This window comes from Sphingobacterium sp. DR205, assembly GCF_011064245.1.
Classification (GTDB): domain Bacteria; phylum Bacteroidota; class Bacteroidia; order Sphingobacteriales; family Sphingobacteriaceae; genus Sphingobacterium; species Sphingobacterium athyrii.
The window spans coordinates 4,932,348-4,948,728 of the sequence record NZ_CP049333.1 but is presented as its reverse complement, the minus strand read 5'-3'; the positions used below and the strand labels follow the sequence as shown (position 1 = coordinate 4,948,728).

Genomic DNA, 16,381 nt, shown 5'->3' with positions numbered 1-16,381 from the left:
CTATCTGTTTATAAATAGTCATACAAGCGATGCTATCGTGAGCTTGTTAGTCCGCCGTTAGCGTACTTAAATTTAATGACTCCAATCGAATAGCTAAAGCTAAGATTTTCTTTGCCAATTTAGCATATAGAGTAAGGCAATCACGAGCACCACGGCATTGGCATACATAATTTGCGGAATGCGGAGGATGACATCTGCATAATACAGTCCGGCGAGGAGGGCCCCAAGGCCAATTCCCGCTTCGAGCGAAATATACATGGTCGCGACCGCTTTGCCCCGATGTTCGGGGATGCTCAGGTCAATGGTCCAGGCATTTACCGCAGGAGATAATATACCGGTACCGATACCGTAGATGCTGGCCCCGACCATCATACCGATAAAGCTATCCTCAAAACCAATGACCACCAAAGCAATTGCAATAATCACTAAACCTGTGATAATAACTTTCGGCCTCCCATAGCGATCGGAAACCTTTCCCGAAACAAAACGTATCATGACGGATGCGATCGTGAAGGCCAGAAAGAAAAGGCCTTTATTTCTTAATCCAAGGTGTTCACTCCAATCCGGTATAAGGGTCAGGATCACACCGTATGCCGTATAGGATAGAAAGGTAACTATTCCAGCAGGGAGTGCGCGCCATTCAATAATGTCTTTTCGGTTTATTTTGAGCATGGAAAGGTTAAATTTCTCCTTTTTAACCAAGGTTTCCTTCATATTGATGACGATGAGGATTGATAACAATGCCATGAAAGACGAGGAGTAGAACATGACATTAATTCCAAAAGCATCAAAAATTGCGCTCCCTATTGCTGGGCCTACTGCAGTACCGACACTGAATGCAAGTCCATGCATTCCCAAGGCTTCACCCCATCTTTTCTGAGGAACAAGATCTGCGACATATGCCGAGGTGGAGGTCGGTTTAAAACCGGTGGAGAAACCATGGATCAACCGAAGAAACAGAAAGCCCGCGACGGAAGTTAAGATCGGATAAAGAAAACCACAGATAAAACAGACGATGGATCCGATGGCCATGACTGGTACACGGCCCCAACGATCGGTCAGTTTACCACTGAAAGGTCGTGAAATTCCGGCAGTCAATGTAAATAGTGCTATGATCAGACCCTTATATTCAGCCCCGCCCAGGCTACTCAGGTAATTAGGTAGCTCGGGAATAATCATATTGAAACTAGACGAGAATAGGAGTGAGCTCAGGCAAAGTAAAATAAATTGAAGCGTGTAGATGGATTTCTGTTCAGATGGCATTTTAAAAAAATTATCGTGCATGAATAATTCCTCAAGTATGCGGTACCGTGGATGATACCTGTACTTTTTGAAGTGTAGGTCAAATGTACAGCTTTTGAAACGATTAAACTTTTTCTTTTGTTCGAAATTTTCGAAAAATCTTCCAATTATGACATCACATTGGGTACATCAACGGATATCATCTGCGGTTGAACGTCCATTCAGATCAGCCGCTGCCGGGCGATCTCACTACAGAATATCGTTGTTGCTACGGCAACATTCAGCGATTCCGCTTGACCGATGCGGGGTATGGTCACTGCCTGATCTATTAAAGTTATTACTTCTGTACTGATACCGTTGCCTTCATTTCCCATGACAATCAATCCTTCTGTACTCCATTCGGTCTGGTAAATGGATTGCCCATTGAGCAGTGCGCCATAGACCGGTAGGTCTGTTGAAGAAATAAATTCATGCAGATCCACATAATGAACTTGTATCCTTGCCAATGAGCCCATTGTCGCCTGCACGACTTTTGGATTATAGGCATCTACCGTGCCAATGGAGCAAATGATATGTTTGATCCCAAACCATTCGGCTGTGCGAATGATGGTACCCAAATTACCGGGATCCTGTACATCATCCAAAACGATGTTGTAGCAATTTCTTAAATCACTTACTTCAATCTGTTGTTGTTTTGGGAGCTTGACCAGAGCAAGGATGCCTTGCGGAGATTTTAGTGTACTAATCTTTTGAAATTCAGCCCCCGTCAGTTCATGGGATTTTATATTATGCGAGATTTTACCCACTTTTGTGTTTGCGTCGTCTGTATAGAAAATGGAATCAACCCGGTAACTCGATGAGATAAATTCCTTGACGGATTTTATGCCCTCAACGATAAATAAGCCATGTTGTTTTCTATACTTTTTGTTTTGTAGAGACGTTATTAGACTGATTTGCGCTTTTGACAACATTTTTATTGATGATTAAGTACCCTCGTTTTATCGGATTTGCAAGTATAATGCTTTTGACGCTATTTTTTGCATCTTGCCGATCTTCAAAATATATAGATGACGACCAAGCCTTGGTTACAAAAGTACAGATTTCTGGAGTTTCACCAGCACTGAAAGAGTCTTCCGAGACCTATATCTCCAATCAGATCAGACCTAATTCGCGGGTAAACCTATTTATTTATAATACCTTCAATACAAAAAAAGGTCGCTATAAGACCAAGAAGATCAGAAATGTTGGTGAGCCACCACATTTGTTGGACTCGGCAATGGTCGACTTGTCGGCCAATCAAATCAGACGTTTTCTATTTACGAAGGGATATTTTAACGCCAAGGTCAGTCCCGAGATTAAGGTTGAAAAAAAGAGGGCACATATCGATTTTAGGGTAGATGAAGGAAATGCGTATCAAATCAGAAATATTGAGCGTAAATATGAAGATGGCGATGCAAAATGGTTATTTGATCGGGATATTCTGCCAAAAAGTAAAGTCAAACCCAATACGCAATATGATGCGGCCAAATTGTTGGATGAACGCGAAAAATTATATGTTGTCATGCGCAACAATGGCTATTACGATTATTTGCGGCAATATATGCGTGTAGGTATTGACTCTGCGCTGAACGGTGATCAGATCGATTTAAAAATAACTATTGAAAACCCGAGTGATTCAACGATACATAAAAAGTATCAAATTGACAGTGTATATATGACTGTTAGGAATTATGGGGCAATATCAAAGAAACCACCCCGCCGCATAACTGACTCTTCAAAACGACTTCTTTTTGTGGATGAGACCAATAGCTTTCGCTGGAAACCTTTGGAGCGATATATGTATTTGCGATCCGGTCATTATTATTCCTTGGCCGAAGAAAATAAATCTTATGATCGGCTATATGAGATGAACGGTTTTCGGTCGGTGAAAATACAGTTTGTAAAAAAAGATTCCAATAAACTTGATGTACATTATGACTTTGTTCCAAGACCGCGTATGGGCAACCAGATTGAAGGGGAGTATACTTTTAGTTCGGGGATGAGCGGTTTTAATATTGGAAATACGTTTTCACAGCGTAATATTTTTGGTGGTTCGGAGCAATTGGAAGTGAAGCTGCGGTACGGGGTATTGTTTGATCCACGTTTGTCGGGCGGGCTTTCCAGCAAGATATTTAACAATGATTTTCAGGCGGGTGTGAATTTGGTGATTCCACGCCTCATGGTGCCGTTCAATATTAATCCAGGGGGAAAATATGGTTTACCCAAGACGACCTATTCCATGACTCTTCAGTTATTTGATCAGGATCGGACTTATTCCAACCGCTACTTTACAACTTCACTGAATTATTCCTGGTATGAAACAGAGAATAAGTATCATAGTTTTACGCCGATCGTATTGGAATATCGGGACGGAAGATTGGACTCGAATTTTCGGAAAAACCTTGAACAGGGCGGATATCAGCTGTATGTACGTAGCAATGACCGTCAATATTTTGGACTGGGTACCCAATATACCTTTATGCTGAATGGCAAGAAGCTGACCAGCAAAGAAGATTTTCAATATTTCCGTGGGACGGTGGATGTCAGCGGAAATGTCTTGGATCTGATCAGCAGTCTGGCCAAACTACCGGCGAATGCCGATGGTGAGAAAAAAATATTTGGGGTGCCATTCTTGCAGTATGCGAAAACGGAGCTTGATTATCGTTTGTATCGGAATCTTGGAGGAAACAGACAATTTGTTTTCCGATTTAATCCGGGGATAGCCATACCGTATGGGAACAATTCGAAGTTGTTGATATTTGAAAAGAGCTTTTACAGCGGTGGAATGAATGGTATCCGGGCCTGGCAGGCGCGCACACTGGGGCCAGGCGCCTATAATCGACAAAGCCTAAGTGAGGACCTGCGTCTGAATTTGCGCAACTTGGATCAACTTGGCGAAATTAAATTGGAGGCAAATGCCGAATATAGGTTCCGCATCTTAAATAATTTTCTAGGGGCCAAGATGAACGGAGCCACCTTTGTTGATATGGGAAATGTCTGGCGGCTTAAAAAAGATGATGAATTAAATCCCGGCGGTGAATTTAAATTCAATAAGTTTTTGGGGCAGGTAGCTATCGGTACAGGGTTTGGACTGCGTTTTGATTCAGATTATTTTGTGATCCGTCTGGACGCAGGACTAAAGGTTAAAGATCCGCAGTTTTCGGGTAGCAACCAATGGGTAATCAAGCATTTCTTTGACTCAAAAGAGTTTAAGCAGCAATATTATGACAGCCATAGGCCCGATCGGTATAATTTTATCCAGTACAATTTTGGGATCGGTATGCCGTTCTAGTGCGTACTAATTTTTATAAATAGCTCAGTAAGCTGGATTATGACTTTGCTGTACTGCTATTGCATGCTAGCCCAACAGATTCTTTAGACTGGAGAAAATTGACTCAACGATCTTGCTTAAATCTAATCCCTGTGAGTGATTGAATATAAAGAAAACAATTGCCAGCGCAATGGCTGTCATAATCACTTTTTTGAACATATAGGCGATACCCAATACAACGGCAGGGATGATCAAAAACATCAGTCCGCTGATGGCAAAGGGAGAAAGTCCATTATCTGTCTTGTAGATATAAAACAGGCGACCTTTGGATTTCTCCTGGTTTTTGTGACTAAAAAATACAAAAGTAGATGATTCGATTTTTTGAGCCGGCACAGCTACGCCATCGTGAAATTGGAGCGCCTGAGAGAAACCATTAATGGTAAATAGGTAGTTCCCATTGATAGTCTCATTGGTATTGCCTATTGAATCCAAAGCGACGACCGCAAGTTTTCCGTTTTTGGAAAGATTCTCTTTTATTACAAAGTCTTGGATATTCTGCTCCTGAGCACCTGCCCAGAAAGGTATCAGTAATAGAAAAAATATAAGCTTTTTCATCTTATTATAAGCGTTTAATTTAACCCATTTGTAGCAAGAGATTTGACTTATTTGCTTATATTCCTTTCTACAAGCCAAGGCAAATTCATGTTGGCGATGTCGCAATAGATATCGTCGAAATGAGCATGCAATTTTAGGAATTTTAATCTTGTTTTGGAAATCTTAAATTATTCGGGGGATTATTCTAATCGAAAACTTTCTCTTTTTCTTCTCAGATCTTATGGTTAATTTTTTCCATCAAGCGAAGCTTGGGTTCTTCTGTTTGTTTTTTTGTGTATTAGCAATATGCCGAAATTAATCTTCCTTGTTAGATTCTTTATTTTCATTCTGTCCCCAAATCAAGATGTTAGCAATATTATTTATCTTAAATTCCGCTGCTAGACTCTCTAATTTTTCGGAGAAAAAATGTAACTGATTTAATAAGATTAGCAATGCTTTTTTTATGGTTTGGTAGTCAAGTTCGATTTTATTTTTTGAAAAATATGGAAAGAAAGGTTCGTCTTTATCGTCGCAGAAAATGATAATCCTGTCTTGATTTTTGGTGATTCGGGGTGAGGGGTGGCACTCCAATAGTGAAAAATCTTCGAAATTTTCATTTAGTATTCTTTTCCATTGTTGGATTTCTTCTAAGAGGCCACAGCATTGTGGATACAATTCAATCTGTCCATTAATGGAAATTGCGTACCCACCAAATAGTGAGCAAGAGTCTTTTATGGGCATGTCTCCAATATGGAGTTTGATGATTGTTCTTAAATCTTCGATCTTAATGTCAAAAAGTCTATATTGATAAATTCCTGTTGTGATTGGACGGGGGATATCAATATAGTTTTTCCTTAATTCAATTTCTTGATATAGATCCCATTCTGTCGTATTCGTAAAGGAAGTTCCTGCAGGTACTATATTGCTTTGTGCTCCCTTTATGGTAGGAAGTTCAATAAGTGGTATAAAATCTATTTTGTCCATTAACTTCATTCGTGGTGAATCTCATATATCCAGTCTTTTGGGAGGACTTGCCATCAAAAGTACAATGTAAGAGAATACATTGTACTTGACAAATTTCTAGTTTAAAAAACAGAAGCAAAAAGCAACAATAGTGGGGGCTAGTCATTGCCGGATTCGAACCGGATAATCTTGTTGATTTTACAACTTCATTATTCCTCCCCTTCATGGTGACGAAGTAACTATCGTTTACGGCATTCTGTTTAGCATCAAAAAGGCAACTGACGAAAAGAGTCTTTTCCGACGTTTTCGATATCGTCTATCTAGAACTGATCGGAAGCAGGATTTGAACCTGCCATTGGACCGAAGTAACTCTTTTCTACGGCACTTATCCAATTTTATCATAAAGCAAGGTAACTAACGAAAAGAGACTGTTTTTCCTGCTCTACCAACTGAGCTACTCTAAATACCTATAGAGACAGGACTCGAACCTGTGACACGGGCAACTCAAATGCGAAGTAACTCTCTTCTACGACACTTGCTTATTTTATTCCTTTTATTAATCCCGCAGCCAAATTACTGCGGGATGATCTTATATTTCCACTTGATGGATCTGTTCGACAGCGGATAGGGCATTGTCCATGCCAGAAAGTATGTCAAACACTTTATCCGACCAGCCTGCTAATAGGTAAACATCATTTTGTCTAACATCTATGGGCTGTTTTCCATATCCCGCCAGATCGAATAGGTAGAGTTTCGCCGTTGGGGCTAAACTTTTGTAATTATTCCATGACTTCTCCAAAGAATTACCATTATAATTACTATCCCATAATTGACAGTCAGTAAATATCATGACTTTATCCACGATCTTTTTTCTATGGATTAGATCGTCAACGACCAGGTATCCATTTGTCGAATAGCCTACTTCACCTTCTCGTTTGTAATATTCCATTACATTCGTCAGCACCCGATGTTTAGGCATATTGATTATTTTGTATGTATCACCAAATATCCCTGTTGTTACATCTTTACATTGTGACTGTAATAGCATTGCTAGCATTAAGCCTACATCGTACAGTAAAACCGTACTTTTTGCCGAAATAGGTTTTTGCATAGATCCAGATACATCACAGGCGATTATGACAGAAGTCTCAAAACTGAAGCCTTTTATATTTCTGGCACTGCATAACGTGGCATCTTCCAATGCTGTCAATACAGTTGACGTTAAACCCGATTTTAGCACTTTCAACTCTCTATAAGCTGAAAGAAACCTGAACGGAAGTTGTCTAGAGTTGAGTACCGCTTGCTCATTCGATAGATAATTGCAGACCATCAAGATATGCTGTACTGATACGTTGGCCTCCAGTATATTACGAAGATTTCTGAGCAAAGCCATATAACTCATTTTTTTACTTTCGATCAACTCTTCCCATTTTCTGGCGAAAGCATCAGCTCTGGCCAGGGCGTTATCAAAATTTTCCTGACCCAATTTAGAAAGTTCCGTTTCCCAAGTATAAGGGATTGAAAGTTTATCCGCTGCGATCCTGTCAAAAATAGCCTGTTGTTGATCGTTCTTAGGGCGAGGGTGTACAAGAAACAATGCATCCTTTAACTTAATTTCAGCTTTCCTGTCATATTTTGCAAACTGGTATTCATCAAATCTGTTAAAAGAGTCTACAAGACCTTTTTGGATTTGTTTGGAAAGTTTACTTAACTTTTTCGCTCCATTTCTGTTATTTGCAATCTGGTAATAAGCCAAAAGTTCAGTTATCTCGTCAGCACGCAATACTACACCGCTCACTGCTTTACTAACGATCGACTCGCCAGAGGCTTTCTTCGCTAATTCGACAGCTAGTACTATCGGGATGGATCTTAAGTTCATCGCCGTACGTGCATAGATGGCCAGTTTGGCGACAAATATCGATTCGCATGTCATGACCAGCTCCTTGATTCGATTTAATCTACTGTTGCCGGTCTCATAAAATGAGTCATTCAATCCAGTTGTGACTACCATAGTATACAACTTCAGTTCTGGTGTCATGAGATAAGCCTTTGCTTTTTCATGATTCGTAATCAGCTGTTTTTTAGTGTTAAGGAAGTTGAATTTCATAATCATTGCATTATCGTTAAACGTTTGTGCCAGACTGTTCTGAACTGACATTACAAAATTGCGAGCTGATCTACGCGTTATATGTGCGTAATAAGAGGTTAATGTGCGGTTAATGTTTATTTATCTGATTATTAGTCTGTTATTTTTTTTATTTCGAAAAATTATTTGTTTAGTATATTTAAGTGCGCAGGTTTATTGCGTGGTATTGCTTCAATCTGTTTTACCTGCCTCGCGTTAAGGGTTAAGATTCGTTATAAAAAAACGTAGATGTGTAGATATCATGTTGGACAAGGCTTGGTTTGAGCGATTGGCATTTTGGAAGTTTCCGGATTATAGGGTATTCGTTGATCGGCTCAAAGTAATAAGCTTGCGTTTCTGCTCCCTTACTCGTTACCAATCGGTAGGTCGATATTAATTAAACATCTGTTATAATAATCCGTTAAATTGCAACCTGCATAGTGGTTTAAAATCGAGTTTTTATGGAAATCAAGATCAATGGATTTATTACTTTTCTATCTGCAAGAATATCAATTGGTTTTGTCCAAAGTTACGAGTCTTTCCGATGCGGGGAAGATCATAAAGAACTGAAGAACAAAGGAGTCATCTTTTGCTTTATATATTTTTTTAATTGGTTGTATATGGTATATTAAACAGAATTTTTATTAATTTTAGAGATAACCATATAAAACTATTTGTTGATGAGAAGATTATTATTCGTATTCCTTTTATTGAATTCTGTCTGTTTCGGCCAAAAGAGTGTTAGTTATAAGATAACGGAGGAATCCTTTTCCGAAGGGAAGCTTATACAGTCTAAATCAACCTATTTTACATTGTCTAAGAACAAGTCAGCATCAAAAAAAGAATTCCCTTCAGAAATAAGGATTAATGCTATTGAATATAAGGATTCCCGTAATCCATTTTTCTTTTCCAGTTTTTATCCTGACAGTAACCAAAATGTTTTATCTTCCAGCATACTGGTTGATATTTTGACGAACTTACAACAGCCTATTCGCTTCAATTTCCAGCATCAAGAGACTATTGTTGATACATCTTCACTTAGAAAAGAGATCCTGTCAAAGGCAAAGTACTGGCAGTTATCGGACGATATCACGGATATGGTAAGGAATAATGTTATGGTTGGAGCAGAGTTTCTTTGTAGCTGGTTAAATTATAAGTATCTAGGTAAAGATATCTTAAAGAGACTTCAATCCGGACCAGTGTTAGTCAAAAAACAACTGTACAAAATTGCCAAAAACGATAAGAAAAATTTGTATCTCACTTTTAGGGACACATCAACGCTTTTGAAGGGAGAGCTTGTTGTCGATAAGAAGACACTTTTACCTGTTATGCTCTCACGGCAAAATGAATATAGTTATGATAGTCGGACATTTATCAATACAACAAAATTACAAGTGATCGATACCGTTGTGTCCAGTACTTACAATGTAGCATACGCGGAGATGCTGCTGAATGGCAGCTTTGCCAGTAAGGTGCTTTATACCGATGAGGCAATTGATAGTTTGAAGGTGATGGATTATATTGTTAAGTATGATGCTATTTTTCCAAATGATAGGTCATTCGTACAGCGAAAACTAAGTCTACTTCAGCAAATTAAGAACCATAAACTTTATGACCTAAGTTTGAACGATGCGCCGGTCAATTTTCTTGCGGGTACACATCATCTTTTGAATTTCCTCTACAATGGGGACTTATCAAGGGATAAGTTTATCGCAGCAATTCCGTTACTAGACCATGAAAAACGATATGATTGGATGCAGAATGGTTTATATCAACACTTGGGGCGACCAGCGAAAGCAGGAGCCTTGTCTTCCGATGAACAGACCGACTTATTAGTCAATTATTTTTCCGAAATTGAAAAACAATATACCTATCCGATGGTATTGGGACGGCGGATTATTCAGCAGACCGACAATCTATCGCAATCAAAAAAAATGCTTAATGAGTTGATGGATCTTAATGACGACTATTGGATAAATGGAAATATCGGGCGATATGCGTTATTGGCTTATCAGCGGATGGTCTCTGTAGATCTGGACTACAGTCGGCAATTGTTAGCAGATATTATTTCAAAACTTACGGTACTTTATAATGCAGATAAGACCGATCATCGCAATATAACACGTGCGCATCTCGCTACGGCCAACTATTTAGCCTTCCAAGTGGATAGCAAAAGCAATAAACAAGAAGCGCTGAACTATTTGGAGAAAGCGGCGCTATACTCACCCAAAAACCAGGCGGAGGCTGCATACAACTCGTCTTACGATATTATGTTTTTGAAATCGAAGAAAAGCTATGCGGAAGAATATCTTACAGAATTGGCTGCAGGCGGTAAGAAAGATGTTGCTCTACAGAAATATATTGATGAATTTTTGACCGTTCAGGGGACAGGATACAAGGGGTTACGTGATTTTTACCAGCATTATTATCCGGAACAGAAATTCGGCGAGTTTTTCATTCAGAAGGTCGTTCCACAATTACCCGATGCGCCAGATTTCGCTTTGGCGAATCTGGAGAACAGCAAAGTCGAGAAGGCAGACCTAAAAGGTAAATGGACATTGGTTGATTTTTGGGGTACGTGGTGCGGTCCATGTGTCGCGGAGATGCCTAAACTCAACAATTTTTATGAGAGATTGAAGTCCGATAAATCGAAACGGGACAAGATTGGTTTTATGAGTATTGCATGTAGTGATACAGAAGATAAAGTGAAAAGCTTTATTACTAGAAATAATTATACAATACCAGTGCTGATGTCAGACAGTCAGGTTGAGAAAAACTTTAAGGTCCGTGGGTATCCGAGCAAGTATATCCTAACGCCTGAGGGGAAGCTAATTGCTATACCATTTAGTTTTGACTGGCAGCCGTTGTTGGAAGAAGTCGCGACTTTTTGATGTACATTTGTGCGATGAGACAGTGTCAATTATTCTGTTTCGTTGCTGCTTTTTTCTGATTCGCACGGACTTTGATGCAATAAAAAGTTGATGGATTAGATTAGAAGATCATTTTCATCAATCGTATAATTTATTTTCATTTTGGTGATCAATATTATGGTTTATGAAGCTATTGACGACGGCCTAACGTGATCTTTGTTGTTTGAAGATATTTATCCATTTGGGATTTTTTTTCTGAAAACTTGATATAAGTCCCAGTTCTTGTCTGTTGAAATTTCGTAGTTAAATTCTCTTGTTTTTTTTGAATCCTTTATGCTGTTGAAGACTTTTGTTGCACCTATTTTGTCGTTTGTTACAATATAAAAATTCCTCATCCCTCTGTATGTATCTCGAAAAACATAGTAACATTTGATGTTATTTTCTTTTAGACACATTTCAATAGTATGCTCGAATTGGTCTAATTCATTAAGTTCCTCATTCGTTGGTAGCATTGTCTTTGGCGCTTCGTTGGCAAAAGCTGTTGTTATTTTTACAAAGTGGCAAAATTCTGCTTTATGAGGAAATCTATCAAAAGCCGTATTTCCAACCAGTAAATAAGGAAGATTGTCTTTTAAATAGTCAGTAGTCTTAAATTCATCGGGTACTGTGTAAGTATCCCGTTGTAATGGCTGACCTTTGTTTATATTTCCGACATCGAAACCGTCATAAGTGGTTTTATATTTATCAGCTATTTTATAGAGCTCTTTGTCTAGTTCGAATAAGCTTTTTGCATTATGGATCTCTTTTCTTTCCAGATGCAGCCAATAGCTTTTATCATCAGCCTGGAAAATTTCTACAAATTCAAAATTCTGTTTTTTAAGCTCTTCGCTGATTTGATCGAAATGATCTTTACTATCTGAGGTGAAGAAATATCCCCAAAGTAATATTGTATCCGTATATACTCCATTTGCTTTCATTTTGGAAAACATTCCTTCGATCTCTTCTAAAGGAATTTTGTAGGATTGGGATTTAGAGCTATTACAAGCGAAAAGCCCGAGTATACATATCCAAATAAATAAAGTTTTCATTTCCCAGTATTAATATTATTTCTATTGTCAGAAATTAGGTGGTTAAATGCCGTCAAATTCAAGTTAAACTTCAAATATACCAATTCATCCAATTAACATGAATAATCTAATCATACCACCAATCCATGATTTGATTAGCAAATGATTCGGCATCTATTTCATGGTTGAAAAATCCATATCTTACAACAAGATCACTAGCGATAACTGTCCTGATTTTCGTTCTATCGGCTCTCTCTGATAAGTGTTTTAATAATTTATGCGCCAATGGATCAAATTCATCCAATGGTGCGCCAGGTATTAAGTTCCAGGACTTAATGATTTTCCTGATAAGTCTAATTTGACTGTGATATTGGTTTTGCATAAATTTTCTATCTATATCTCTGATAATCAAATTAATGAATTGAAAATTTATGAATAATGATGGTTTTTATTGTTTCAATAAATCTTCGATCAGTTGAAGCTTCACATTTTCCAATATCCCTTTTGGATCATCAATGACTACTTTTCCAAAGATATCCTTTTTAATAGACGCATGGTTTCCATTGTTATCGCTGGCTTCATAATTTCCAAATATATCCTTTCTTACGGAAACACGGCTCCCTCTGTTGTCTTCAATTGTTTTGCCACCCAATATGTCTGTTCTAATGGTTGTACTTTTACCGGTGTTACTTTCAATAGTCAGGTTTCCTAAAATATCCTTTGATACACGACTGCTATTTCCTTGGCTGTCACGAATGTCTAAGCCACCTATAACATTTTTAGATACAGTGGCGTGGTTGCCACTTGCATCACGGATATCTAAACCGCCGAAGATATTTTTTGAAATAGTAGTGAGGTTCCCATGGTTGTCACGTATCTCCAAATTATCGAGGGTATTTATGGAAGCAGTGGATGGACTCCCGTCCTGATCAGAAATATCAAAATCCCCACTTATATTTTTTCTGACCGTTTTTTCCTTTCCGTTGTTATATTTTACGACTATATTGCCGGAAAAATCCTGTTTTATCGAAGTTTTAAGTCCGTTGTTATCCTTTTTTGTATATCCGTCCCAGTGGTCTTTGCTATATTTGACACTTTTACCCCAGTTGTCTGAAACGGTTACTTCTCCCCAGCTATCGGTTTTTATTTTAATGGAGCTTTTATCTAAGCCTTCCGAAACAGCTAATTGTGTAATATACTTTCGGATATTATCAGAAAGCGTATCAGTTAACTGCTTGGAATAATTTTTATTGGAAGAAAGAGCAGCTTTTACTGTCATTATCGAAGAGAATAACAATGCAAAGCTAAATAGGATATATAAGCGTTTCATGTGGCTGTGATTTATGATTAAGATACACTTTTTTTTGACAAGAATAAATTTTGTTTCAATTTCCTTTCCATGAAATTAAAAAATACTTTTTGAATAGGCCATTTCCTAATTTATGCTTCTTTTTGTTCCAATTTTTTCACTCTACATTTTATGTTGGACTACATATGTGCGAAAAAATTGAAGCTTTGTTGAGCAGTTAATCTAGGCTTCGCATCTGACGATTTATTTACAAAATTTTCATACAATTCGATCGTGATAATCTTAGCTCCAGCAGGGATTTTATAGGTTTCATCCTTTGTATAATTGTAACCCCGAATATTCGAATTTTCTTTGCCCGCTATCCTTTTGATCTCGACAATATATTTCAGCCTAAGAGTATTCCCCGTTAATTCCTCTTCGATTCGGATTTTCTGTATGTGATTGATATAATGGCTACTAGAGGAAATATTGCCCTGCAGACGGAATTTTAATAAGTTTTCCTCTTTGGATATCATAAAAATCAGGGGATTAAGTCGCTCTGTAATCTCTTTAAACGTGTTAAATTTATGGGAGACGCCGTTTTCAGAAACATCGCTTGTTATCTTTTTTGGCTCCGCATAAATAGGGGAGATCCGGAATTTTTGTTCGTTGGTTTTACAACTCAATAGTGTCAAAAAAGTTGAAACAATCATGATATTTCTCATTGCTTATTTTTAATCAATTTTTCGAGTTAAAGTTAGCACAGACTGTCTGATAAGAATATCCCTGATATCGGTGATTTTATTAATCTTTATAAATAAAAATGCTAATATATTTAGTTTTTTTTATTATCTTTAAGGCGAATAACCAATATTATAGATCTAAATGAATAAAAGAGCTAACACATCGAAGTACATCAGTATGCTTTCTGATTTTGGCTGGAAGCTTTATTTTGGACGAGAAGAACACAAGGAAAATCTAATCAACCTGTTGAATAGCCTGCTTGAGGGAGAGCACGTGGTAGCGGATCTTACATACAGCAATGTAGAGGAGGATGGGGATCAACCGTACGATCGGAAAGTAATCTTTGACCTACGCTGTGTAGGCACTGGTGGTGAGGTTTTTTTGGTGGAAATGCAGCTTCAAAATCAAGATTTCTTTTTTGACCGTGCTGTCAGCTATACTTCTCGGACGATAAGCCGACTGCCCAAGAAAGGACGTGCTGGAAATAATTATGAACTTCCACCTGTATATTTTATCGCTGTACTGGGGTTTCCGATAGATTTAGCAAACAGGGAAAAGTATTATTATAGCGCAAAGATCATCGATGAGTTCGATCAGGAAGTCCTTTATCCCAAGCTAAGTTACAAGCTGCTGGTGTTGTCCAACTTTAATAAACCCCTGGCCAAACTAGATACAATCATCGATCAGTGGATGTACCTGATGAAGCACCTCGATGAGTTGGAGGGATTGCCTAAGTATTTGGATAAAAGAATATTCTCCCGTATCTTTGCAATAGGAGAACTGGCAAAGTTAACGCCAGAGGAACAGATGTCATACATATCAAGCTTGGAACAGAAACGTGCCTATAATGCTACGATTGCGTATGCTGAAAAGGAGGGTATGGAAAAAGGTTTTGAAAAGGGTAAGCTGGAAGAGCGCGCCAAAGCCGAAGCGGAGAAACTCAAATCCGCATTAGAACTTAAGAAAATAGGTGTAGCTATAGAGAATATTGCGAAAGCTCTTGGGTTGACTGTGGAGCAGGTCGAAAAACTAAAATAATATTCATTCAAAATACTTTAAAAGCCAGTTCTTTTTAAAAGGGACTGGCTTTTATTATTGCAATATGTTGATTTCGTCTCCAATGCTTGTCCTAATTTGATGCTTGTCGAAAAAAGTGAAATATCATGTCAAAAATAATGTTAATGACCTAGACACTTCACCACTTTTGGCAAACACACTGGTTTGACCAAGATATTGAGCTGGACAAAATACGCTAATTTATCGTTATTTTTTCAGATAGTTATAATCCCAATGCCCTCAGTCCGCTAATAATGTCTAAATAAATTTGTGGTATTTGCAAATTTCCGATATTTCTACGCATTATATCGGTTATAGCAGCATGGGAAATACCTTTTTGCGCACGTATGTGTTCAAATCGATCACCCCAGGCGGCATTTTGTAACGGTATCATCCCGTCATTCTCACCAGCTACCCGTGTCAGATATTTAAACGTCAGGGCATATAACAGATCATCTTGTGCCATGTTCATTGTTGAGGCAAAGCTCTGATAATATACATTGTCCATGTTGGGATTGAACTGATTGAAAGTCTGCATTTCCCTTACACTCAAATCTCGAATTACCTCGATTGGGTTTGGAGATTGACCACCAAATAAGAATGAAATACGGTGTACAAGTTTTTTAGTGATAGAATCTTCCGATAGATGTTTTTCTATTAGATAGTCTGCTATTGGTGTTCCCAAATGTGGGGTTGATAGCGTACTTAGAGATGCGACTATTTCATGTCCCCCTAGTGTTGAAATAAAATGCCGAGCGTCTATTCCGCCCTTGGAATGAGCGATCAGATTAAATTTTTCAGCACCTGTTGTTTCTACAAGTCTTAATAGATTTGCTTTTAACATCTGTGCGTTATCGGAAACATTAGCCCAGCCATCTGTTTTTCCGTAATAAAACAGAATGTTGTTGTCTCTAAATGTCTTTGGAATTCTTCCCCAAAACAAACTGTTATCTCTGGCAGCTGTACCGTGTATAAGAACGATGGGATATTTTAAGCTAAGATCTGTCATTTGAGAAATATCTTACCAAAGCTATGATTTAAACTCTAATATTGATAAATCCAATCAAAAAGTGTTAATTTTTGAAAAATAATGAAGATTTATACCATGTATGAATATCTAAT

13 protein-coding genes and 1 tRNA gene are annotated in these 16,381 nt (G+C 38.0%); 3 read left to right on the top strand and 11 right to left on the bottom strand.

Going from position 1 to position 16,381, the window contains the following annotated elements:
• Nucleotides 1-99 precede the first annotated feature (99 nt).
• Together G6053_RS21435 and G6053_RS21430 are read right to left on the bottom strand one after the other, a co-directional pair.
• Nucleotides 100-1,263, bottom strand: a complete 1,164-nt coding sequence (locus G6053_RS21435) for an MFS transporter (RefSeq protein ID WP_165308403.1) — start codon at nucleotides 1,261-1,263, stop codon at nucleotides 100-102.
• 200 nt (nucleotides 1,264-1,463) lie between these two features.
• The gene (locus G6053_RS21430; RefSeq protein ID WP_165308402.1) at nucleotides 1,464-2,213 is read right to left on the bottom strand and encodes an RNA methyltransferase; all 750 of its coding nucleotides are present in this window, start codon (nucleotides 2,211-2,213) and stop codon (nucleotides 1,464-1,466) included.
• 8 nt (nucleotides 2,214-2,221) lie between these two features.
• On the opposite strand from G6053_RS21430, the gene G6053_RS21425 reads away from it, so the two are divergent.
• Nucleotides 2,222-4,573, top strand: coding sequence for a BamA/TamA family outer membrane protein (locus tag G6053_RS21425; protein WP_165308401.1), 2,352 nt, complete (start codon nucleotides 2,222-2,224; stop codon nucleotides 4,571-4,573).
• 66 nt (nucleotides 4,574-4,639) lie between these two features.
• Here G6053_RS21425 and G6053_RS21420 read toward each other — a convergent pair whose 3' ends face one another.
• From G6053_RS21420 to G6053_RS21405, 4 genes are all read right to left on the bottom strand, one after another.
• On the bottom strand, nucleotides 4,640-5,167 hold the full coding sequence (locus G6053_RS21420) for a hypothetical protein (RefSeq protein WP_165308399.1): 528 nt from the start codon (nucleotides 5,165-5,167) through the stop codon (nucleotides 4,640-4,642).
• A gap of 294 nt (nucleotides 5,168-5,461) precedes the next feature.
• Nucleotides 5,462-6,139, bottom strand: coding sequence for a hypothetical protein (locus tag G6053_RS21415; protein WP_165308398.1), 678 nt, complete (start codon nucleotides 6,137-6,139; stop codon nucleotides 5,462-5,464).
• Nucleotides 6,140-6,439: 300 nt separating this feature from the next.
• Nucleotides 6,440-6,568 (bottom strand) — tRNA-OTHER (locus G6053_RS21410).
• Nucleotides 6,569-6,698: 130 nt separating this feature from the next.
• On the bottom strand, nucleotides 6,699-8,216 hold the full coding sequence (locus G6053_RS21405; RefSeq protein WP_165308397.1) for a TROVE domain-containing protein: 1,518 nt from the start codon (nucleotides 8,214-8,216) through the stop codon (nucleotides 6,699-6,701).
• A gap of 698 nt (nucleotides 8,217-8,914) precedes the next feature.
• Between G6053_RS21405 and G6053_RS21400 the strand changes: the two genes are divergently transcribed.
• Entirely contained in the window at nucleotides 8,915-11,125 is a 2,211-nt protein-coding gene (locus G6053_RS21400) for a TlpA disulfide reductase family protein (RefSeq protein ID WP_165308395.1), read from the top strand.
• 212 nt (nucleotides 11,126-11,337) lie between these two features.
• Here the strand turns inward: G6053_RS21400 and G6053_RS21395 are convergent, their stop codons facing one another.
• From G6053_RS21395 to G6053_RS21380, 4 genes are all read right to left on the bottom strand, one after another.
• Entirely contained in the window at nucleotides 11,338-12,192 is an 855-nt protein-coding gene (locus G6053_RS21395) for a DUF695 domain-containing protein (protein ID WP_165308393.1), read from the bottom strand.
• 106 nt (nucleotides 12,193-12,298) lie between these two features.
• The gene (locus G6053_RS21390; protein WP_165308391.1) at nucleotides 12,299-12,553 is read right to left on the bottom strand and encodes a hypothetical protein; all 255 of its coding nucleotides are present in this window, start codon (nucleotides 12,551-12,553) and stop codon (nucleotides 12,299-12,301) included.
• Between the two features lie 66 nt (nucleotides 12,554-12,619).
• On the bottom strand, nucleotides 12,620-13,501 hold the full coding sequence (locus G6053_RS21385; protein ID WP_165308389.1) for a hypothetical protein: 882 nt from the start codon (nucleotides 13,499-13,501) through the stop codon (nucleotides 12,620-12,622).
• A 158-nt stretch (nucleotides 13,502-13,659) separates the two neighbouring features.
• The gene (locus tag G6053_RS21380) at nucleotides 13,660-14,184 is read right to left on the bottom strand and encodes a hypothetical protein (RefSeq protein WP_206531792.1); all 525 of its coding nucleotides are present in this window, start codon (nucleotides 14,182-14,184) and stop codon (nucleotides 13,660-13,662) included.
• A 160-nt stretch (nucleotides 14,185-14,344) separates the two neighbouring features.
• On the opposite strand from G6053_RS21380, the gene G6053_RS21375 reads away from it, so the two are divergent.
• Entirely contained in the window at nucleotides 14,345-15,241 is an 897-nt protein-coding gene (locus G6053_RS21375; RefSeq protein ID WP_165308387.1) for an Rpn family recombination-promoting nuclease/putative transposase, read from the top strand.
• A gap of 241 nt (nucleotides 15,242-15,482) precedes the next feature.
• On the opposite strand, the gene G6053_RS21370 is transcribed toward G6053_RS21375, so the two are convergent.
• Nucleotides 15,483-16,268, bottom strand: coding sequence for a hypothetical protein (locus tag G6053_RS21370; protein WP_165308385.1), 786 nt, complete (start codon nucleotides 16,266-16,268; stop codon nucleotides 15,483-15,485).
• Nucleotides 16,269-16,381 lie beyond the last annotated feature (113 nt).

Coding starts and splice junctions, on each gene's coding strand:
- G6053_RS21430 (WP_165308402.1), bottom strand. CDS start 2,213: ATGTTGTCAAAAGCGCAAATCAGTCTAATAACGTCTCTACAAAACAAA.
- G6053_RS21400 (WP_165308395.1), top strand. CDS start 8,915: ATGAGAAGATTATTATTCGTATTCCTTTTATTGAATTCTGTCTGTTTC.
- G6053_RS21435 (WP_165308403.1), bottom strand. CDS start 1,263: ATGCCATCTGAACAGAAATCCATCTACACGCTTCAATTTATTTTACTT.
- G6053_RS21415 (WP_165308398.1), bottom strand. CDS start 6,139: ATGAAGTTAATGGACAAAATAGATTTTATACCACTTATTGAACTTCCT.
- G6053_RS21395 (WP_165308393.1), bottom strand. CDS start 12,192: ATGAAAACTTTATTTATTTGGATATGTATACTCGGGCTTTTCGCTTGT.
- G6053_RS21425 (WP_165308401.1), top strand. CDS start 2,222: ATGATTAAGTACCCTCGTTTTATCGGATTTGCAAGTATAATGCTTTTG.
- G6053_RS21380 (WP_206531792.1), bottom strand. CDS start 14,184: ATGAGAAATATCATGATTGTTTCAACTTTTTTGACACTATTGAGTTGT.
- G6053_RS21375 (WP_165308387.1), top strand. CDS start 14,345: ATGAATAAAAGAGCTAACACATCGAAGTACATCAGTATGCTTTCTGAT.
- G6053_RS21405 (WP_165308397.1), bottom strand. CDS start 8,216: ATGAAATTCAACTTCCTTAACACTAAAAAACAGCTGATTACGAATCAT.
- G6053_RS21390 (WP_165308391.1), bottom strand. CDS start 12,553: ATGCAAAACCAATATCACAGTCAAATTAGACTTATCAGGAAAATCATT.
- G6053_RS21385 (WP_165308389.1), bottom strand. CDS start 13,501: ATGAAACGCTTATATATCCTATTTAGCTTTGCATTGTTATTCTCTTCG.
- G6053_RS21420 (WP_165308399.1), bottom strand. CDS start 5,167: ATGAAAAAGCTTATATTTTTTCTATTACTGATACCTTTCTGGGCAGGT.
- G6053_RS21370 (WP_165308385.1), bottom strand. CDS start 16,268: ATGACAGATCTTAGCTTAAAATATCCCATCGTTCTTATACACGGTACA.